This is a genomic window from Oscillibacter sp. (assembly GCF_028693505.1).
GTDB lineage: Bacteria > Bacillota > Clostridia > Oscillospirales > Oscillospiraceae > Oscillibacter.
Map to the genome: position 1 here is coordinate 70,615 of NZ_JAQUVF010000004.1, position 20,160 is coordinate 90,774.

A 20,160-nucleotide genomic window follows, 5' to 3' on the forward strand; every position below is an offset into this window, starting at 1 on the left:
GTTTTTTGCGTCAAGACCGAATATCGATGCCGAGAATGGCGTTGCGGAATCCGCTTTGGATCTCCGCATAGGTCGCCAGCTGGTATTCGTCCTTCGGCCGCCGGGCGATCCAGCCATCGTGCAGGGACTGGGCAAGGTCCGCGCAGCCCGGCGCTGAAAGCCCCAGCAGCATAGGCGTGAGATACATCACCAGCATCTGCTTTTCCTCCGCCTGCGCCGCGCCCCGGTTCCAAAAGCGCCGCTGGGCCCAGCCCTTTTCCATCTCGTCCAGCAGCGCCGCCGCCAGTGCCGCCGCCCCCCGCTGCGTCACAGCGCTGGCATAGAGCGGGCCAAAACGCTCCGTATACGCCAAAAAAGCATCCCGGTACTGCCGCCGCTGAAAGCGCCTGAGCCAAGTCCGCCCCTCCCGAATTGCCGGGAGCAGTTCCTCATTATTCATATCCGCCCTCCATAAAACCGCGCAACCGGCTTTACAATCCGGCGGTAAACGGTTAAAATACAATCAATTCATACGAGGAGGCCCATCATGCGGGAATTCACCATCGGAAAAAATGACGCTGGGCAGCGTCTGGACCGCTTCGTGTCCAAGAACCTGCCCCTGCTGCCCCCTGCTCTGCTGCAAAAATATATCCGCCTCAAGCGCATCAAGGTCAACGGCAAGGGTTCTCAGCGGGACGCCCGCCTTCTCGCCGGCGATCTTTTACAATTATATATCAACGATGAGTTCTTTGACAAGCCCAATGAGGAAAATCTCTTTCTCACCGTGTTCAAACCCCAGCTAAGCATTGTCTACGAGGACGAAAATCTCCTGCTGGTGGACAAACGGCCGGGACTGGTGGTCCACGCAGACGAGCAGGAGAAGGTCAACACGCTCATCAATCATATTCAGGCGTACCTGTATCAGAAAAAAGAGTGGAACCCCAAGTGGGAGAATGCCTTCGCCCCCGCACTGTGCAACCGCATCGACCGGAACACCGGCGGCATTGTCATCGCGGCGAAAAACGCGGAGACGCTGCGGGTCATCAACGAGAAGATTAAAAACCACGAGCTGGAGAAATCCTACCTCTGTGTCACCGTGGGCCATCCCCGCCCGGCGGAGGGAAAAATTGAGGGATTTTTGCTCAAGGACGAGGTGAAAAAGCAGGTCTCCTTTTATCATAAGCCCGTTCCCGGCGGAAAAACCGCCGTCACGCTCTACCGCACGCTGGCAAATCGGGGCGAGCTTTCCCTGGTGGAATGCCGCCTGCTGACAGGCCGGACCCACCAGATCCGCGCCTCCATGGCGGAGATCGGCTGCCCGCTGCTGGGAGACGGGAAATACGGCCGGGGCGATGTGAACCGGCGATATCACGAGACCCGTCAGGCGCTGTATTCCTATAAGCTGCAGTTCGATTTCACCACCGGCGCGGGGGCGCTGGAGTACTTGCGGGGCAAGGAATTCACCGTGGATGACGTTCCTTTTCTGGAGAAGTATTTCCCGTCCGCGCAAAATTCCGGAGAAATCGGGTAATTCCCTTGACTTTTCCGGACAGTTCCGATATAGTTCAAATTGCTGAATTTCGACGAGAAAGGTTCCCCCTCAACAGAGAGAAGAGGCGTTATTATCACGATTATGAAATGGGGGAGGATACATGTCCAAAGAGTTGATTCGCCTGCGCAACCTCTGCATGGCGTTTGACGATGATCCTGTATTGAACAACATCAACCTTTATATCAATGACAAAGAATTCCTCACACTGCTCGGACCCAGCGGGTGTGGCAAAACCACGACGCTGCGGATCATCGGCGGCTTCACGACACCAACGTCGGGAGACGTCCTGTTCGACGGTGTGAGGATTAATGACGTTCCGCCCTATCGGCGGAAGATCAACACCGTCTTTCAAAAGTATGCCCTGTTCCCGCATCTGAATGTATTTGAAAACATTGCCTTCGGTCTGCGGATGCAGCGACGGAGTGACAGTGCCGATCCCGCCGGGAAAAAGCAGGTGCGGATTCCGGAATCGGAGATTCAGGAGCGGGTCATGGAGATGCTGGAGATCATCAGTCTCAAGGGCTTCGAGCATCGAAAGCCCGACGCGCTCTCCGGCGGTCAGCAGCAGCGGGTGGCCATCGCCCGGGCGCTGGTGAACCGGCCCAAGGTGCTGCTTTTGGACGAACCCCTGGGCGCGCTGGACCTGAAGCTGCGCAAGGATATGCAGATCGAGCTCAAGCGCATCCAGCAGCAGGTGGGCATCACCTTTATCTATGTCACCCACGATCAGGAGGAGGCCCTCACCATGTCCGACACCATCGTGGTGATGGACAAGGGCTCCATCCAGCAGATCGGCACGCCGGAGGATATTTACAACGAGCCGAAAAACGCCTTTGTGGCGGATTTTATCGGCGAGTCCAACATCATCGACGGGCTGATGGTCCGGGACAATCTGGTCCAGATGTACGGCAAGCAGTTCCCCTGTCTGGACGGCGGCTTTGCTGATAATGAGCCGGTGGACGTGGTCATCCGGCCGGAGGACATCGATATCGTCTCCGTGGAGCAGGGCCAGCTGGCCGGCACCGTCACCAACGTGACCTTCAAGGGGATGCAATACGACATCATTGTGGATTTCCGGGGCTTCAAGTGGCTGATTCAAACCACGGACCACTGCCCTGTTGGCGCGCGGATCGGCATTAAAATCGATCCGGACGGCATCCATGTCATGAAGAAAAGTTCCTACTCCGGCATGTTCGGAGATTACTCCTCCTTCTCCGAGGAGTACGACGAGCTGGACGACGCCAGCATCGGATCGGACGAGGAGGAACGCGGGGATGAAACATAAGCTCTCCCGGTTCGCCATCCCCTATGTAATTTGGATGGCGCTGTTTGTGGTAATCCCCATCATTCTGGTGGTGGTGTACGCTTTTTCCTCCGCCTCCGGCGGCTTTACACTGGAAAACTTTTCCCGGCTGGGCACCTACACCGTGGTATTCACCCGCTCGTTCCGTCTGGCGCTGATCGCCACCTTGATCTGTCTACTCATCGGCTATCCCGTCTCCTATATGATGAGCAAGGAGGGTCCCCGCTTTCAGCGCATCGCCATGGTGCTCATCATGCTGCCCATGTGGATGAATTTTCTGCTGCGGACCTATTCGTGGATGTCCATTTTGGAAAACAACGGACTTTTGAACCAGCTCTTTCAAAAAATCGGGCTGATCGCGCTGTACAATCAGGTTTTCGGCACCGATCTGACCTTTTTCCGGATGCTGAACACCCAGGGCGCCGTGGTGCTGGGCATGGTGTATAACTACCTGCCCTTTATGATCCTGCCCATTTACTCCGTCATCGTGAAGCTGGACTCCTCTCTCATCGAGGCGGCCCGGGACCTTGGCGCCAACACCTTCCACGTGTTTCGCCGGGTGATTTTGCCCCTTTCCCTGCCGGGGGTGCTCTCCGGCATCACCATGGTGTTCGTCCCCTCCGTCTCCACCTTCGCCATCAGCAAAATGCTGGGCGGCGGCACGGAGATGATGCTGGGCGATCTCATTGAACAGCAATTTCTGGGCGGGGCCTACAATCCCCAGCTGGGCGCAGCCATCTCGCTGGTGATGATGCTGATCGTGGTGGCGTGCATGGTGGTCATGAATCGCTTTGGCGAGGGCGAGGAACAGGCGGTGATGCTGTGAAACGGAACAATTCCGCGGGTAACCGCATCTTTATGGCGCTGGTGTTCGTCTTTCTGTACGCGCCCATCCTGCTGCTGATCGTCTTTTCCTTCAACGCAGGCACCAGCAGCAGCGTGTGGAAAGGGTTTTCCCTTGACTGGTATGGGAAGCTGTTCCACAACCGGATCATCATGCAAAGCGTGTATACCACGCTGCTGGTCTCCTTTTTGGCAACGATCATCGCCACCTTTGCCGGCACCTTCGCCGCCATCGGCTTTTATGCCATGCGCCGCCGGGTGCGGGAGCCGCTGATGACCGTGAACAACATCCCCATGATGAACGCGGACATCGTCACCGGCGTTTCGCTGTGCCTGTTTTTTGTGGCCTTCTTTACCTTCTGGGGCGATTTTGCCCGCTGGTTCAACGGCGTCCAGAGCTTCATCGATCTGCCGGTGCGGCTGACCATGGGCTTTGGAACGCTGCTGCTGGCTCACATCACCTTCAATATCCCCTATATCATTTTGTCCGTGGGACCGAAGCTGCGGCAGATGGACAAAAACCTCATCGACGCCGCGCAGGACCTTGGCTGCACCTGGATGCAGGCGTTCTGGAAGGTCATCATTCCAGAGATCAAACCCGGCATCGTCTCCGGCGCGCTGACGGCCTTCACCATGAGCATCGACGATTTCGTCATCAGCTATTTTACCGCCGGCTCGTCGGCCTCCACACTGGCCATGACCATCTACGGTATGACCAAAAAACGGGTCAGCCCCCAGATCAACGCCATCTCCACCCTGCTTTTCATCACGGTGCTGGTGCTGCTGGCCATTGTGAATATCCGGGAAGCCCGGCAGGAGCGTCTGCGGGCAAGCCGCCTTTGAGTTCTTAAACGCGGCCTCATCCATTTTTAATCAAACGGGAGGAATGATCCATTGAAAAAGATTCTTGCCTTGGCCATGGCGCTCTCTGTCGTATTGTCGCTCACTGCCTGCGGAGGCGGGGAGGAACAGCGGGTCGTCAATGTGTGCAGCTGGGGTGAATACATTGATGAAGATTTGATTTATCAATTCGAGGATGAAACCGGTATCAAGGTCAACTATCAGGTGGCCGAGAGCAACGAGGTCCTCTATTCCCAGCTGAAAACCGGCGGCGCGGACTATGACGTCATCGTCCCCTCCGACTATATGATCGCCCGCCTCATCAGCGAGGGAATGCTGGCAGAACTGGATTACGCCAACATTCCCAATTACGATCTGATTGATGACCAGTACAAGCATCTGAGCTTTGATCCGGACAACAAGTACACCGTGCCCTACACCTTCGGCACGTTGGGAATCATCTACAATACCACCATGGTGGATGGGCCCATCACCAGCTGGGACGCCATGTTCGACGAAAAATACGCCGGTAACGTCCTGATGATCCGCAACTCCCGGGACGCGCTGGCCGCCGCCTTGCTGGACCTTGGCTACGACATCAACACCACCGACAAAGCGGAGATTCAGGCGGCCTATCAGCTGCTCTCAGACGCCAAGGACAAGGGCGTGTATCAAGCCTTCGTCATGGACGAGGTGTTCAACAAAATGGAAGGCGGAAACGCCGCCATCGCCATGTACTACGCCGGCGACTATCTCACCATGCTGGAAAACAATCCGGACCTCGCCTTTGTGGTGCCCAAGGAGGGCAGCAACTGGTTTGTGGACGCGATGTGCGTTTTGAAGGACGCGCAGCACCAGGAAGAAGCCGAGGAATGGATCAACTTCATCGCCTCCACCTCCTCCAGCCTCGCCAATATGGACTATATCTGGTACGCTTCCCCCAACAAAGAGGCGCTGGAGGAATATCCCGCCTACTATCAGGAAACATACAGCGAGGATTTGGACATGGGTCTTTATGAGATTATGGCCGCGCCCAAGGATGTGCTGGACCGGTGCACGCTGTATGAAAACCTGCCTTCCGACACACTGACGCTGTATAACGATCTTTGGACCGAGCTTGGCATCTGATTGCAGGGCAGCGCCGTTTTCCGGCGCTGCCTTTCCCACCTACATTTTATAAAGGAGGACTTTCCCATGATTCTCATTGGAGCAAAGTGTCAACTGGAGCAGACGGTAACGGAGGAGCTTACCGCCGCGGCTGTCGGCTCCGGCGCATTGCCGGTGCTGGGCACCCCCTTCATGGCCGCGATGATGGAAAATGCCGCCATGACGGTTCTGCAAAGCTTTCTGGACGAGGGCCTTGGCAGCGTCGGCATCCATCTGGACATCACCCACGACGCCCCTACCCCCATCGGCATGAAGGTCTGGGCGGAGGCGGAGATCCTCGCCGTCTCCGAAAACAGCCGGATCGTGGATTTCAAAGTCAAGGCGTGGGACGAAAAAGGCCCCGTCGGACAGGGCGTCCACACCCGGGCGGTCATTCAGAACGAGAAATTTCTTGCCAAGTGCAATGAAAAGCTGACAAAGTGACAGCAAGGAGGATGCCGCAGCGGCGTCTCGAATCCAGAAACCCTGCATAAAAGCCGGGGCGCGGACCATGTGGTCCCCGCCCCGGCTTTTGTTTGTCCGTTTTAAAACAGTGTGATCTGACTGGTCTCCGCCATCCCCGCGAAGGAGCCCAGCGCCTTGAGCTGCTCGATATGCGTCTTGGAGAGCTTGCTGCAGCAAAGGGCAAACTCCTCGATGGAGATGAAGGTCTTGCCCTTTCGCTTTTCCACGGTGTCAATGGCAGCCGCCTCGCCAAGGCCGTGGACCGTGGTGAAGGGCGGCAGCAGCCCACCCTCCGTCACCTTGAATTTCGTGGCTTCGGATTCGTAGATGCTGATGGTGTCAAAGTGGAAGCCTCGGAGGTAAAATTCGTAGCAAACCTCCAGCGTAGTCATCATGGACTGTTCCACGGCGGTGGCGTCCTTGTTGTTTTCGATCTCCCGAATTTTTCGTTTCACCTTGTCCTTCCCCGCGCAGCAAAACTCCGCGTCAAAGGCTTTGGCCCGGACGGAGAAGAAGGTTGCGTAGAAGGCCAGCGGCTCGTGGACCTTGTACCACGCGATACGGAAGGCCATCATCACGTACGCCACAGCGTGGGCCTTCGGGAAGAGGTAGCCAATCTTGGCCAGCGATTCGATGTACCACGCGGGCACATCGTGGGACTGCATGGCCTCCACCCAGCCCTCGTCAAAGCCGCCCTTTTTCACCTTGCCCTTTCGCACCTTCTCCATAATCTTGAAGGACATCTTCGGGTCCAGGCCCTTGGCGATCAGGTAAAGCATGATATCGTCACGGCAGCCCACCGTTTCCAAAACGGAGGCGGTGCCGCTGACGATCAGCTCCCGGGCGTTGCCCATCCATACGTCGGTACCGTGGGAGAAGCCGGACAGCCGCACCAGCGTGTTGAAATCCTTGGGCTGGGTGTCGATGAGCATTTGACGGGTAAAGCGGGTGTTGAACTCCGGGATGGCAACCGCCCCGGTGGGGCCCAGCACCTCGTCGTTGGTATAGCCCAGCACCTTGCTGGAAATAAAAATGGACATGGTGTCCGGGTCATCCAGCGGGATGGAGTGGGGGTCCACACCGGTGAGGTCCTGCATCATGCGGACCATGGTGGGGTCATCATGGCCCAGCATGTCCAGCTTGAGGATGTTGGCCTCCATGGAGTGGTATTCAAAATGGGTGGTGATGGTGTCGGAATCGTCGGCGTCCGCCGGATGCTGGACGGGGCAAAAATCCTCCATATCCTTGTCATCCGGGACAACCACAAGGCCGCCGGGGTGCTGGCCGGTGGTGCGCCGAACACCCACACAGCCGACGGTCAGCCGGTTTTCCTCCGCCCTGCCCGCCACGATCCCATTCTCCTCCAGATACTTTTTGACAAAGCCGTAGGCCGTCTTTTCCGCAAGCGTCCCGATGGTACCGGCGCGAAACACCTGGGTCACGCCGAACATCTCAATGGCGTGGCGGTGGGCGCGGGCCTGATACTCGCCGGAAAAGTTCAAATCGATATCAGGCACCTTGCCGCCGCCAAAGCCCAAAAACGTCTCGAAGGGAATGTCAAACCCGTCCTTGACATAGGGCGTGCCGCACACGGGACACACCTTGTCCTCCATATCCGCGCCGCAGCCAAAGGAGCCGTCCAGGATAAATTCGCTGTTTTTACAGTTGGGGCAGCGGTAGTGGGGCGGCAGAGAGTTGACCTCCGTGATGCCGGACATATAGGCCACCAGCGACGAGCCGACGGACCCTCGGGAGCCGACCAGATACCCGTTTTCCAGCGACCGCTGCACCAGCTTCTGGGCGGACATATACACCACGTCGTACTTGCCCAGAATGCCGCCCAGCTCCACATTCAAGCGGTCCACGATGAGCTTGGGCGGGTCCTCTCCGTAGAGCGCATGGACCTTTTCCCAGACGAGGCGGTTGAGGTCCTCCTCCGAATTTTCAAGGCGGGGCGGAAACAGCTCGGATGGCAGCAGCTCGAAGCTCTCCACCTGATCGGCAACCAGACGCGTGTTTTCCACCACCACCTCGTAGGCCTTCTTCTCCCCCAGATACCGGAATTCCTCCAGCATTTCGTCGGTGGTCTTGAAGTAGATGGGCAGTGACTCGTTGGCGTCCGGAAATTTTTTGGACGCCAGCAGGATGTGGCGGTACACCTCGTCCTCCGGCTCCCGGAAGTGAACGTCGCCGGTGGCGCAGACGGGTTTTCCCAGCTCCTCCCCCAGCTTGACGATGGTGCGGTTCAGCTCCTTCAAATCCTCCTCGGACTGCACGTCGCCGTTGCGCAGCATGAAGCGGTTGTTGCAAAGGGGCTGAATTTCCAGATAGTCGTAAAAGGACGCGATGCGGCGCAGCTCGTCCCAGTCCTTGTGGTCCGCCACGGCGCGAAACAGCTCTCCCGCTTCGCAGGCGGAGCCGACGATGATGCCCTCCCGATGCTCGCGCAGCAAGCTCTTGGGGATGATGGGCACCCGCTTGAAATACTTCAGGTTGGACGCGGAGATCATCTGATAGAGATTTTTCAGCCCCACCTTGTTCCGGGCGATGAGGATGATATGCTTGGGAAAGCGGTTGGACTTGCTGCCTTGGGGACGCAGCTTCTCCATCTCCGGATTCACCGATTGCAGCGTGGAAATCCCCCGGTCCCGGAGCATTTTCCAAAAGGGGAGCAGCATATACCCCACCGTGGCCGCGTCGTCGCTGGCCCGGTGGTGGTTGAAGGCGGGCAGGTCCAGATGCTCCGCCACAATGTCCAGCTTGTATTTTCCAAGGCCCGGCAGCAGATTTTGGGCCAGAATCAAAGAGTCCACATAGGTGGGCTGAAAGGCAAGCCCCGTCTTTTTACAGCCCGCCCGGATAAAGCCGATATCAAACTCCGCGTTGTGGGCCGCCAGTGGCCGCCCGTTTACAAAGTTTAAAAACGCCGTCAGCGCCTCCTTGAGGGGCGGCGCGTCCTTGAGCATGTCGTCCGTGATGCCGGTGAGACCGATGATCTCCGGCGTCAAGCGGCGGTTGGGGTTGACGAAGGTTTGGAACCGCTCCGTGATCTCCCCGTCCTTCACCACCACCGCGCCGATCTCCGTAATGGCCTCCCGGTCCACCTTGAGGCCCGTTGTCTCGATATCAAAGCAGACGATCTCGCCCTCCAACGGGCAATCCAGCGTGCCGTGGACGGCCACGCGGTCGTCAATGTTGTTGAGAAAATACCCCTCCACGCCGTAGAGCAGCTTGATTTTATCCCCGGCTGCGTGCCACGCGTCCGGGAAGGACTGGGCCACGCCGTGGTCCGTGATGGCGATGGCGGGGTGGCCCCAGCGGATGGCCTCCTGCACCACCTCCTTGGTGTCGGTGAGGGCGTCCATATTGCTCATCTTGGTATGCAGATGCAGCTCCACCCGCTTCACCGGGGCGGTATCCTTGCGCTCCTCGCGGGTAAACGTATTGATGTGATAGGGGTTGAGCTGCATGTCCTTGCCGTCCCAGGTAGGCTCCATCTTCCCCTGCACGCAAAGCCACATCCCCGGCTGCACCGCGCTCTCCAGCGCCTGCGCCTCCTTGGCGGTAAGATTTTTCTGCACGGTAACGGAGTTGGTGTAATCCGTCATATCAAAGCTTAGGCGCCACATGCCGGGCCGCCGGGTCTCCCGGCACTCGAAGGAAAAGACCTTTCCCGCCACGGTGACGTTGCCCATTTTCAAATCCAGCGCCTTCATGGGAACGCTCTTTCCCTTGATGGGGTTTCCCATGAGCACCTTCCCTGTCGGCTTTTGCGCCTTTGCGCCGGGGGCTGACGCAAAGGAGGCCGATGGAAGCGGCGCTTCCGGGGCCTTGCACGTCACGTCCATCTCCACGGCGGAAAAACCGTACACCAGCCGGATCGCCTCCCGAATTCCCTGGGCGTCCTCCTCCGACAGCGGCGTTTTCACCGTCAGATGCAGCGCCATGGAAAGCGCCGTCTGGTCGATGCAGGCGCCCGTCAGTACGGCCCCCGCCAGCTTCAGCCGCAGCTCTCCCGAGAGCTGCAGCTCCGCAAACATCTCAAAAAAAGGAATGTTTCTTGACATCGCGTTCCTCTCCTGGTTACAAAAGGGCGCCGGCAGGAATTCCTGCCGGACGATCCCCTCACTTTTTAAAGTTGCTCAATTTCTTTCATCAAAGCGTCTACAAGCTGCTCTTGCGGAACTTTGTAAAGGATTTCTCCTTTGCGGAAAAGCAGTCCTTCCCCGTTCCCACCGGCAATGCCGATGTCGGCGGCGGAGGCCTCGCCGGGACCGTTCACCGCGCAGCCCATCACCGCCACGGTGATGTTTTTTTTGCACCCGGCAAGGCGGCGCTCCACTTCCTCCGCAATGGGGATGAGGTCGATGCGGGTACGGCCGCAGGTGGGGCAGGCGATGAGATTCACGCCCTCTCTCCGCAATCCGGCGGCCTTCAAAATCTTGTGGGCGGCGTAAATCTCCTCCACCGGGTCCGCGGTCAGCGTCACCCGCATGGTGTCTCCGATGCCGAGGCACAAAAGGCCCCCGATGCCCATGGCGGATTTCACCATGCCCATGGAGGGGGTGCCCGCCTCCGTCACGCCCAGATGCAGGGGATACTCTGTCTCCTCGTGGAGCAGCCGGTAGGCCGCCATGGTCAGCGGCACGTCGGAGCACTTCACGGAAATGCAGATATCGTCGAAGTCAAATTTGTTCAGCAGATGTACGTGGCCCATGGCGCTTTCCACCAGAGCCTCGGCGGTGACGCCGCCGTATTTCGCCCGCAGTTCCTTTTCCAAAGAGCCGCCGTTGACGCCGATTCGGATGGGGATGCCCTTCTGGCGGCACAAATCGGCCACGGCCTTCACCTTGTCCTCGCCGCCGATGTTGCCGGGGTTGATGCGGATGGCGTCAATGCCCCGCTGGGCGCAGATGAGGGCGTAGCGATAGTTGAAGTGAATATCCGCGATCAGTGGGATATGGATTTGCGCCTTGATTTGGTCCACCGCCTCCGCCGCCGCTTCATCGGGGATGGCCACGCGGATGATCTCGCATCCGGCAGATTCCAGCGCGTGGATCTGGGCAACGGTGGCATCAACGTCGTCTGTTTTCGTATTGCACATGGACTGCACGGAAACGGGGGCGCCGCCGCCCACGGGAACGTTTCCCACCAGTAATTGTTTGGTCATGGTCCGCCTCCTATTGTATTAGCCGAAACACATCATGGAATGTGACGAGCAGCATAAAGCCCATCAGCAGCACGAAGCCCGCCGTATTCACCGCCGATTGATAGCGCTCCGGCACGGTTTTGTGGAACAGCGCCATGGAAATGGCGTCCACCAGGAGGAAGAAAATGCGGCCGCCATCCAGCGCGGGAATGGGCAGCAGATTCATCACCGACAGGTTCACCGCCAGCAGCGCCGCAAAGTAAAAGATTTGGCTCCAGGCGTCCACGGCGCTTTCCGCCTCGTTGCCCACCTCGGTCATGGTGGAGACGATGCCCACCGGTCCGCTGAGGTCCTGCATTCCGGCGTTGCCGGTAATGAGCTGCCCCAGACTAAACCACACCAGCTGCACGAAATCCATGGCGGAATTCCAGGTGTACTGCAATTTTCCGGAAAGGGTGGCCTCTTTTGCCGCCACGCCCACGTAGAGGCCAAACCCGGAATACGTGGTTTTTCCGTCGGTGCTGGTGCAGATTTGACGGGGCACATCCGTAAGGCGGATATGCCGCCCGTCGCGGACCACCTCGATGTCCACGCTTTCTCCTGCGTACTGGAGAAAGAGCTTGGTATCTCCCCGCAAAAAGGTGCGGTAACCGTTTACCTTGTAGAGGAGGTCCCCCTCCATCAATCCGTTCTCCCCGGTCTGGGCAAACTCTGGCGCAAGGCCGGTCACCTGATCGGCATAAAGGAAGGTGGCGCCGGCATAGAGCGCCAGTAAAATCAAAACGCCCGTGAGGAAATTCATGAGGGAGCCGGCAGCGAGAATGAAGAATTTTTTCCAGAAGCCCTGCCGGACAAAGGACCGCCGGTCGCCGGTGTCCTCGTCCTCCCCCTCCATGGCGCAAAAGCCGCCGATGGGCAGGGCGCGCAGGGAGTACTGGGTCTCCCCCTTCTCCCGTTCCCAGATCAAGGGACCCATCCCGATGGAAAACTCGTTGACGCGCACGCCGCAAAGCTTCGCCGCCAGGAAGTGCCCCAGCTCATGGACGGCGATCAGCACGCCGAAGATGAGAATTGCCGCGATAATATAAACGATGGTCATGCAAAAACTCCTTATTTGCCCTCCAGCACAACAGCGCGCGCCTGCGCGTCCGCCGTCAGGATTTCCTCCAGCGACGGATTTTGCACCACGCCGACTGCCGAGCGTGCCCGGTCGACCAAACGCGGAATGTCATGAAAGCGGATGCGCTCCGCCAAAAACAGCCGGACCGCTTCTTCGTTGGCGCCGTTCAAAACGGCGCAGGCCGTGCCGCCCGCGGCGGCGGCTTCCTCCGCAAGGCGCAGGCAGGGAAAGGCCTCCCGGTCCGGCGCGGCAAAGGTCAGTGGCGGACAGGACATCAGGTCCAGCGGCTCCGCCGGGTTTTCCCCCCGATGGGGATAGGTCATGGCATACCGGATGGGCAGACGCATATCCGGCGTGCCCAGCTGAGCCAGCACGGCCCCGTCCCGATACTCCACCAGCGAGTGGACGATGCTCTGGCGGTGGATCGCCACAGAAACCTGCTTTAGCGGCAGGCGGTAAAGGCGCATGGCCTCGATGACCTCCAGCCCCTTGTTCATCAGTGTGGCGCAGTCCACGGTGATCTTGGGTCCCATGGTCCAGTTGGGATGCTTCAAGGCATCCGCCTTTGTCATTTTGCCCACTTCGTCGAAACTCATGCCGTAAAAAGGACCGCCGGAGCAGGTAAGGATCAGACGCCGGATCTCCCCCCGGTCGGCGCAGCCCTGCACGCACTGGAAAATGGCGGAATGTTCGGAATCCACCGGCACGATCTCCGCGCCGCTGCGCACAGCCGCGTCCATCACCAGTTCTCCCGCGCACACCAGCGTCTCCTTATTGGCAAGGGCGATGCGCTTTTTCTCCCCAATGGCGGCAAGCGTGGGCGTTAATCCCACCATGCCCACCACGGCGGTCACCACCGTGTCCGCCTCCGGAATGGTCGCCGCATCCTCCAGCGCCGCAGTGCCGCCCAGCACCTTCGTCTCCGTGTCCCCCACCCGGACCGCCAAATCCCGGGCGGCGGTCTCGTTCGTCAAAACGGCCAGCCGGGGGTGGAATTCGCGAATCTGCGCTTCCATGCGCTCCACGCTTTTGTTGGCTGTCAGGGCCGCCACCGGAAGGCGCATCTGCCGCGCCACCTCCAAACTCTGGCGGCCGATGGAGCCGGTGGAGCCCAATATGGAAATCATATTCGTCATAGGCACATCCTATCTCACAAAGCTTAAAACAATCTCGATGAGCGGCGTTACAAAGAGCACGCTGTCAAACCGGTCCAGCACGCCGCCGTGCTCTAAAAACAGGTGTCCGTAGTCCTTGATGCCAAACTCCCGCTTGATGAGGGAAAAGCTCAGATCGCCCACCTGCGCCGCCGCACTGCACAAGACGCCCAGCAGCACCATCGGCCCGTAACCGATGCCGCCGCCCAAAAAGCGGTCCATCACGAAGGTAAATGCCACCGCGCCCAGAACGTTGCCGACGACTCCGCCCACGGAGCCCTCCACCGTCTTTTTGGGGCTGACCTTGGGCGCCAGCTTGTGCTTGCCGAAGGCGCGGCCCGCAAAATAGCCGCCGGTATCGCTCATAAAGCTCAAAATGAACGGCAGCAGCAGGTAAGATCGATGGATGCCTGCGTCCTCCATGCGAACGAAGGCGGAAAAGGCGTAGGGAATCACCACCACGGCGAAAATGCCCGCCGTGATGTGGAAGAAGCGGACTTCTCCGGCCTTAAAAATCGCGTAGAGGAACGCCACCGCCACATAGAGGAACCACAAAATCTCCATGTGGTCCGGCCGGTCATAATACCATGTGACGGAAAACACCGCGCAGATCATGGTCCAGCCGAAAAGGTAGTTGTTCTTTTGGACGCCCACGCATTGCATCAGCTCCATGGCCGCAATGCCCGCAAGGATGCACAGCGCCCCCATCATCACAAGGGGCGGCGCCCACAGCACCACATATAAAAGCACTGGGATTCCCACTGCGGAAACCAGCAGTCTCGACTTCATAGTACGCCTTCTTTCCCGTGAAGGATTATTTCTTTACACCGCCAAAGCGGCGGTCTCTTTGCTGATATTCAGCGATGGCGCGGTCCAGCTGCGCCTCATCAAAATCGGGCCACAGCGTATCGGTGACGTAAAACTCCGAATAAGCGCACTGCCACAAAAGGAAATTGCTCAGCCGCAGCTCTCCGCTGGGGCGGATGATCAGCTCCGGGTCCGGAATGCCCCGGGAATCCAGATAGGAGGAAAACAGCGCCTCGCTTAGCTCCTCCGGTTTCCTTGCCCCGGACACGCAATCCGCGCCAAAGCGGCGCACCGCCCGCAAAATCTCATCCCGCCCGCCGTAATTCAAGCAGACGTTGGCCTGAAAATCCCCCGGGGGCAGATGGGTGGAGATCTCGTCGGTCTCGTGGGCCAGCGCCCGCAGCTCCGGCGAGATGGGCGTCATGTCTCCGAAAAAGCGAAGGCGGATATGGTCCTTTTCCATCGTGTCCACGGCTTCCTGCAAATAGCGCTTCAAAAGCCCCATGAGGGCGCCCACCTCGTCGGCGGAGCGCTTCCAGTTTTCCGTGGAAAAGGCGTAAACCGTCAAATACTCCACGCCCAGATTCTTGCAATGGGTGGCAATGCGGCGGAACGTCTCCGCCCCGGCCTTATGGCCGACGGTCCGGGGCAGCCCCCGCTGCGTCGCCCAGCGGCCGTTCCCGTCCATAATAATCGCAATATGGCGAGGCAGACGTGCCGTCTGCCCCGCCGTATCGTTGCTTTTCCAACTATTTGCCATCAGACCGCCATCAATTCCTTTTCTTTTTTGGCCAGCAGCTCATCGATTTTCTTGCAGCTGTCGTCCGTCATCTTCTGCAAGTCCTTTTCGGCCTGCTTCATCTCGTCCTCCGTGATCTCGGTGGCCTTCTCCAGCTTTTTGAAATGCTCAATGGCATCCCGGCGGATGTTGCGAATGGCCACCTTGCCCGCCTCGGCATATTTATGGATCTGCTTGACCAGCTCCTTGCGGCGCTCCTCCGTCAACTGGGGGAAATTGAGGCGGATGCCCTTGCCGTCGTTCTGGGGGTTGATGCCCAGCTCGGAGTTTTGGATCGCCTTCTCAATGGCCTTGAGGGCGGAGGCATCCCAAGGGGTGATCACCAGCGCCCGGGGATCGGGGGAGGCAATGGCCGCGATCTGCTGGATGGGGGTGGGGCTGCCGTAATAATCCACCACAATGCGGTCCAGCACGGCCGCATTGGCCCGCCCGGCGCGCACAGAGGCAAAATCCGCCCCGACAGAGTCGATGCTCTTCCCCATTTTCTCTTCGTAAACCTTGTATTCGTCCTTCAACATGATAAAGTCCTTCCTTTCACTTTGTGTTCTGGGAGGCGCTTACGCGCATGGATTTGTGCTGTCCGTCATTCCTTGACGACAGTGCCGACCTTCTCGCCGCACAGGGCACGGATGATGTTTTGCGGGTCCTTCAGTGCAAAGAGCAGTACCGGGATTCGATTGTCCATGGAAAGAGAGGTCGCCGTGGAGTCCATCACCATCAGGTGCTGGGAGAGGACCTCGTCATAGCTGATGGTATCGTATTTGACGGCGGAAGGGTCCTTCACCGGGTCGGCGTTGTAAACGCCGTCCACATTTTTCGCCAGCAAAATCACGTCCGCGTTGATCTCCGCGGCCCGCAGCACAGCGGCGGTATCCGTGGAGAAATAGGGATTGCCCGTACCGGCGCCGAAAATGACCACTCTGCCCTTTTCCAGATGCCGGATGGCCCGGGAGCGAATATAAGGCTCCGCCACGGCGCGCATCTCAAGAGCCGTCTGGACCCGGACGGGGATACCCTTTTGCTCACACACGTCCGCCACCGCCAGACAGTTCATGACCGTGGCCAGCATGCCCATGTGATCGGCACGGGTGCGCTCCATTTTGCCGCCGCTGTTCTTCGCGCCGCGCCAGAAGTTTCCGCCGCCGACCACCAGTCCAACCTGAACGCCCATTTCCAAGCAGCCCTTCAAAACGTCGCAGACCTGACCGATGACCTCGAAATCCAGGCCGGTATGCTTGTCTCCGGCCAGGGCCTCACCGCTGATTTTCAGCAGCACGCGCTGATAAACAGGTTTTGCCATGATGAAACAACCTCCATCGTATCCTTTTTGATTTCAACGTTCTTATTTTAACGTATTTTTCCGCTTTTGCATAGGGGGTTCCGAAAGATTTTCCCAAAAAAAGCAGCGCCTTTGCCATCTCCTGTCGGTCGGCTTGACAAGTTTGGAGGGATATGCTATGGTTAAAACAATTAAATAAAAAAGAACCGTCCATGCAGCATCGCATAGAAGGGCTTTTTAGTATTGTTACTGTGAGGTAAGCGTATGAAGAAAGCCGCTTCTATTTTTTTATGCTCTGATATTACCCCTCCGGACGTGCAGAAACTGGCGCTTTGGCTTCAAAATCGGCACGTGACCCGTTATCTGAATGAGGATACGGACGTGGTTGCAAACCTGCATGGCCTGCTGTCCACGGTGTCGCCCCCCATGCTCCGCTATCATTTTAACCAGTACGGACGCTTTTTCCTGGTCCGCACGCAAACCGATGACCCCATCGGCTTTGTAAAACTGCGGCAGCTGTCTCTTCCGCAGGAATATGAAATCGTATTCGTGATCGGAGACGAGACGCTCTGGGGCAACGGCTACGGCGTGGAAGCCGTTGCCGCGGCGCAGCGGCAGGTATTTTTGGAATGGCGTGCCCGGAAGCTGGTTGCCAAAATCTATCACGGCAATGCCCGTTCCGAGGCGGTGGTGCAGCGCTGCGGCTTCCAGGCGGAACAGGAAACGGAGACGCTCAGCTATTTCAGTATTTCCGCAGAGCGCTATTTAGAGCTGCAAATGCAGCAGTCCAAAGCCAAAATTTCCGGAATCTGAGCCGCTCTTCCCTTTTTCGCGGCACGATTGTTTTCATTAACCCCTGCGCCCGAAGCGTTTATCCGCTTCGGGCGCAATTTTTTGTGCAGAAAAAGCCGGCCGGATGTTTCCGGCGGGCTTTTGAGAACGCGCTCACTTTGGACAGAACACTTTCTGCGCGGGAGCGCGATCTGCCAAAGTTCCAAATGAAAGAGCCACTCCGCAGACCGGTTCTCCTTGTTGTTTGGTATTCTATAAAAAGATGCCGCCTGCGTCCCGCCTCTTGTTTCCCCGTCCCTTCCAACCGCAAAGCAGCGAAGCATTTGCGGTTGGAAGGCGAAGAAACACCCCGTCCGGCGCAGTTTTCCGCGAAGCGGGAAACGGAGCGGGAAGGGGTGTTTCTGAGCTGGAGCTGATGGTGGGAATCGAACCCACAACCGTGTGTTGTTGATAAGGGTAGGTAATTGCTGCAAAGGCCATCCCGTCAGACATTTTTGTTTTAAACTCTTTTTCGTCTGAGTACCACCAGCGCAATGGTACCGCCCAAAATTGCCAAAGCCCCTATACAAGAAACAACCAGTATCCAATTTGCACACACCCATTTAGCAGTCCAGATCACGCCATAGGTGATTGCCCAAATGATTATGAATGTCGGGATTCTGACTGCCCAATGTATTTCTGAGCCCCACCGGCCTCCGGGGGATGCATTCCAAGCTATTTGAAAGGCAATTTCATTTAGGACAAGCAAAATCAGATACTCGTACAAGGGCGATATTGGAAGTCCAAGTGGGCTGGTAATAAGCTGAAATACAAAACTGTACATTCAATTCCTCCTGCAAGCCTTACGCCCGATGTTTAGCTTCTTTCCTCGCCCCTTTGCTCCGCTTCATAGCCAAGCTGCCAAAAGCACATATCTAAAACCTTCATGGGCATGTACTCTATTTTATTCTTACTGATTTTGTTTCTAAATGCTTCAAATTCAGTGAGATGCTGTATGTAATAGTCGGCCAGTCCGAGCATTGAGTTTGGTGTATAGCCTTGCTGCGCAACACCGCTGATTCGCAGCCCGGACTTAAAGTAACGATCATAGGCCGGTGTGCAGCCAATCGTACCAAGAAGGATTTTCGTAATCAGAGTGTCGCTGGCAATGCTGCCTTGGTCATCTTCGCTTGTTTTCGTTTCAGCCGCATATAGGCTTGAAATTTCATTACTTAAAGCAAATATGTCAGTTACAACATTTTCATCGGTCAGTTCCTCAATAGAGAGGCTATACAAGTTTGCACATCGGTCGGAGGTGAGCAAACGAACCACGGGCATGTGGATCAGATAATCCTTCTGCAGAAGGAATGCACCGCCGCGCAGCATCCCCCAGCTTGCCAGATACCACGCTAAGTGCAAGCACAGCAGATCCAGCGTTTCCTCAGATGGATGCGTTCGATTCTTTTGAAAGAATGTATAGCAGTGCTCCCATGATAAATATCGTGCATGGGCGTCCTTCTTCAAATCGTCAAAATACCTTGCTGCAAGAGCAAAAGTTACACCGTGTTTTGAAAACGGAAATATTGCTATAGCATCTAAATTGCGAAACGGATATGGATTGGGAAGCTCTGAATTGTATGTTATTAGACCGACAAAAATCGATCCCAAGTTTTTGTTCTATCTGCTGCAAGAACATGATTTCAAACAGCAAGCAACCGCAAGCATGTATGGGGCAGGTGGGCTAAAAAGAGTTCCCGTTGAGATGATAAAAAATTTTTCACTGAACACTTCTACTTTAGAAAATCAGCGAACTGTTGCTACGTATATTGACCGAAAAACCGCACGAATTGACAGTATCATTGCCGACAAGGAAAAGCTGATTGAGCTACTAAAAGAAAAACGGCAGGCAATTATCAGTGAAGCAGTTACCAGAGGACTTGACCCCTCTGTGCCGATGAAAGACAGCGGCGTTGATTGGATTGGGGAGGTTCCAGCGCATTGGGAAATGTCACAAAGTAGATGGCTGTTTTCTTCGCGAAAAGATAGGGTTTTTCCTGATGATGAACAACTTACCGCATCACAACAGCTCGGAATAGTGTATCAAAAAGATTATATGGAACAAGGTTCTCGAGTTGTGCAGGTAATCACTGGTGCAGATATATTAAAACATGTTGAACCGAACGATTTTGTAATAAGCATGAGAAGCTTCCAAGGCGGTATTGAATGGAGCGGATTGCAAGGCAAAATCAGTTCAGCGTATGTGATGCTGATTCCTGACCAAAGCCTTGTATATAGTCCGTTTTTTAAATGGTTATTGAAATCAGATAATCGCCCTTTGTATCCATATGGAAAGCCATGAGCCCAACACACCAATTATAGAGCCTGCTAAAGCAGCAATGGCCGGGATAAGAGCAATCTGCATTTCTGTCAATTGCACTACATTTACCACTTCGGTCCCATTCATGAAGCATCACCTCCACAGACCTTAACCTTGCCGGTTACCGCTTCGCTGATAATGGATTGACGGTATTCTTTCAGAAGAACAAGTTGAGATGCAATATCTTGAATCAGACCATCTATTTGAGATGTTTTCATGTCTAAATAGTTAGAGATTTGCTCTTGCTCATCCAAAGAGATGATAGGTAAATCAACCTGTTTAAAATTGCTATATCTTAATGCTTGTCCATCTCTCACAAGATTAGATGTACTTTGCAACAGTCAACAAGAACGGCCAAATTTAAAATGTCGGGATGATGCTATCTCTCGATTGCCATACAGTATATTGGGGACGGTACCTTGCTTTCTTTTATCATTACCATTCCTGTACCACAAAACGGGATTGCGCATTTTTTAAATCAGTCAAAAGTTGCAAAAACCGCCTAAAACTTTCGTTTTAGGCGGTTTTTGTGGAGCTGATGGTGGGAATCGAACCCACAACCTTCTCATTACGAGT

The 20,160-nt window shown here is 56.4% G+C and carries 20 protein-coding genes; 8 read left to right on the plus strand and 12 right to left on the minus strand.

Going from position 1 to position 20,160, the window contains the following annotated elements; genetic code table 11:
- Positions 1 to 10: 10 nt before the first annotated feature.
- Entirely contained in the window at positions 11 to 439 is a 429-nt protein-coding gene (locus PHI30_RS02285; protein WP_300023340.1) for a hypothetical protein, read from the minus strand.
- Between the two features lie 87 nt (positions 440 to 526).
- Between PHI30_RS02285 and PHI30_RS02290 the strand changes: the two genes are divergently transcribed.
- The 6 genes from PHI30_RS02290 (at position 527) to PHI30_RS02315 (ending at position 6,107) form a co-directional block, all read left to right on the plus strand.
- Positions 527 to 1,510, plus strand: coding sequence for an RluA family pseudouridine synthase (locus PHI30_RS02290; protein WP_300023342.1), 984 nt, complete (start codon positions 527 to 529; stop codon positions 1,508 to 1,510).
- A 121-nt stretch (positions 1,511 to 1,631) separates the two neighbouring features.
- Positions 1,632 to 2,816: an ABC transporter ATP-binding protein gene (locus PHI30_RS02295; protein WP_300023344.1), complete on the plus strand. Its 1,185-nt coding sequence runs from the start codon at positions 1,632 to 1,634 to the stop codon at positions 2,814 to 2,816.
- On the plus strand, positions 2,806 to 3,660 hold the full coding sequence (locus PHI30_RS02300; protein WP_300023347.1) for an ABC transporter permease: 855 nt from the start codon (positions 2,806 to 2,808) through the stop codon (positions 3,658 to 3,660). Before PHI30_RS02295 ends, PHI30_RS02300 begins: the two co-directional genes overlap by 11 nt.
- On the plus strand, positions 3,657 to 4,520 hold the full coding sequence (locus PHI30_RS02305) for an ABC transporter permease (protein WP_300023350.1): 864 nt from the start codon (positions 3,657 to 3,659) through the stop codon (positions 4,518 to 4,520). The genes PHI30_RS02300 and PHI30_RS02305 overlap by 4 nt, the downstream gene beginning before the upstream one ends.
- Positions 4,521 to 4,571: 51 nt before the next feature.
- Positions 4,572 to 5,645, plus strand: a complete 1,074-nt coding sequence (locus PHI30_RS02310; protein ID WP_300023352.1) for an ABC transporter substrate-binding protein — start codon at positions 4,572 to 4,574, stop codon at positions 5,643 to 5,645.
- Between the two features lie 66 nt (positions 5,646 to 5,711).
- Positions 5,712 to 6,107 carry a hotdog domain-containing protein gene (locus PHI30_RS02315; protein WP_300023355.1) on the plus strand — a complete coding sequence of 132 codons (396 nt, stop codon included), beginning with the start codon at positions 5,712 to 5,714 and terminating at the stop codon, positions 6,105 to 6,107.
- Between the two features lie 101 nt (positions 6,108 to 6,208).
- Here the strand turns inward: PHI30_RS02315 and PHI30_RS02320 are convergent, their stop codons facing one another.
- The 8 genes from PHI30_RS02320 to pyrH all read right to left on the minus strand — a co-directional run bounded on the left by PHI30_RS02320 (position 6,209) and on the right by pyrH (position 16,457).
- On the minus strand, positions 6,209 to 10,195 hold the full coding sequence (locus PHI30_RS02320; protein WP_300023358.1) for a PolC-type DNA polymerase III: 3,987 nt from the start codon (positions 10,193 to 10,195) through the stop codon (positions 6,209 to 6,211).
- Between the two features lie 65 nt (positions 10,196 to 10,260).
- Positions 10,261 to 11,298 (minus strand): flavodoxin-dependent (E)-4-hydroxy-3-methylbut-2-enyl-diphosphate synthase, encoded by a 1,038-nt coding sequence (gene ispG, locus PHI30_RS02325; protein ID WP_300023361.1) that lies wholly within the window; start codon positions 11,296 to 11,298, stop codon positions 10,261 to 10,263.
- Between the two features lie 10 nt (positions 11,299 to 11,308).
- On the minus strand, positions 11,309 to 12,376 hold the full coding sequence (locus PHI30_RS02330; protein WP_300023364.1) for a site-2 protease family protein: 1,068 nt from the start codon (positions 12,374 to 12,376) through the stop codon (positions 11,309 to 11,311).
- Between the two features lie 11 nt (positions 12,377 to 12,387).
- Positions 12,388 to 13,533: a 1-deoxy-D-xylulose-5-phosphate reductoisomerase gene (locus PHI30_RS02335; RefSeq protein ID WP_300023367.1), complete on the minus strand. Its 1,146-nt coding sequence runs from the start codon at positions 13,531 to 13,533 to the stop codon at positions 12,388 to 12,390.
- A 9-nt stretch (positions 13,534 to 13,542) separates the two neighbouring features.
- Positions 13,543 to 14,340 (minus strand): phosphatidate cytidylyltransferase, encoded by a 798-nt coding sequence (locus PHI30_RS02340; protein ID WP_300023370.1) that lies wholly within the window; start codon positions 14,338 to 14,340, stop codon positions 13,543 to 13,545.
- Positions 14,341 to 14,365: 25 nt separating this feature from the next.
- A complete protein-coding gene (gene uppS / locus PHI30_RS02345; protein ID WP_300023373.1) occupies positions 14,366 to 15,118 on the minus strand; it encodes a polyprenyl diphosphate synthase in 753 nt (250 codons plus the stop codon).
- Positions 15,118 to 15,675, minus strand: coding sequence for a ribosome recycling factor (frr, locus tag PHI30_RS02350; RefSeq protein WP_300023375.1), 558 nt, complete (start codon positions 15,673 to 15,675; stop codon positions 15,118 to 15,120). Before frr ends, uppS begins: the two co-directional genes overlap by 1 nt.
- A gap of 65 nt (positions 15,676 to 15,740) precedes the next feature.
- Complete coding sequence (gene pyrH / locus PHI30_RS02355; RefSeq protein WP_300023378.1) at positions 15,741 to 16,457, minus strand: UMP kinase; 717 nt, start codon at positions 16,455 to 16,457, stop codon at positions 15,741 to 15,743.
- 243 nt (positions 16,458 to 16,700) lie between these two features.
- On the opposite strand from pyrH, the gene PHI30_RS02360 reads away from it, so the two are divergent.
- A complete protein-coding gene (locus tag PHI30_RS02360) occupies positions 16,701 to 17,249 on the plus strand; it encodes a GNAT family N-acetyltransferase (protein ID WP_300023381.1) in 549 nt (182 codons plus the stop codon).
- 478 nt (positions 17,250 to 17,727) lie between these two features.
- Here PHI30_RS02360 and PHI30_RS02365 read toward each other — a convergent pair whose 3' ends face one another.
- Positions 17,728 to 18,051, minus strand: coding sequence for a hypothetical protein (locus PHI30_RS02365; protein WP_300023383.1), 324 nt, complete (start codon positions 18,049 to 18,051; stop codon positions 17,728 to 17,730).
- A 32-nt stretch (positions 18,052 to 18,083) separates the two neighbouring features.
- Positions 18,084 to 18,875, minus strand: coding sequence for a hypothetical protein (locus PHI30_RS02370; RefSeq protein WP_300023385.1), 792 nt, complete (start codon positions 18,873 to 18,875; stop codon positions 18,084 to 18,086).
- A 4-nt stretch (positions 18,876 to 18,879) separates the two neighbouring features.
- Here PHI30_RS02370 and PHI30_RS02375 point away from each other — a divergent pair, with 4 nt between their 5' ends.
- Positions 18,880 to 19,566, plus strand: a complete 687-nt coding sequence (locus tag PHI30_RS02375; RefSeq protein WP_300023387.1) for a hypothetical protein — start codon at positions 18,880 to 18,882, stop codon at positions 19,564 to 19,566.
- A gap of 101 nt (positions 19,567 to 19,667) precedes the next feature.
- Here PHI30_RS02375 and PHI30_RS02380 read toward each other — a convergent pair whose 3' ends face one another.
- Positions 19,668 to 19,901, minus strand: a complete 234-nt coding sequence (locus PHI30_RS02380) for a hypothetical protein (protein ID WP_300023389.1) — start codon at positions 19,899 to 19,901, stop codon at positions 19,668 to 19,670.
- Between the last annotated feature and the right edge of the window lie 259 nt (positions 19,902 to 20,160).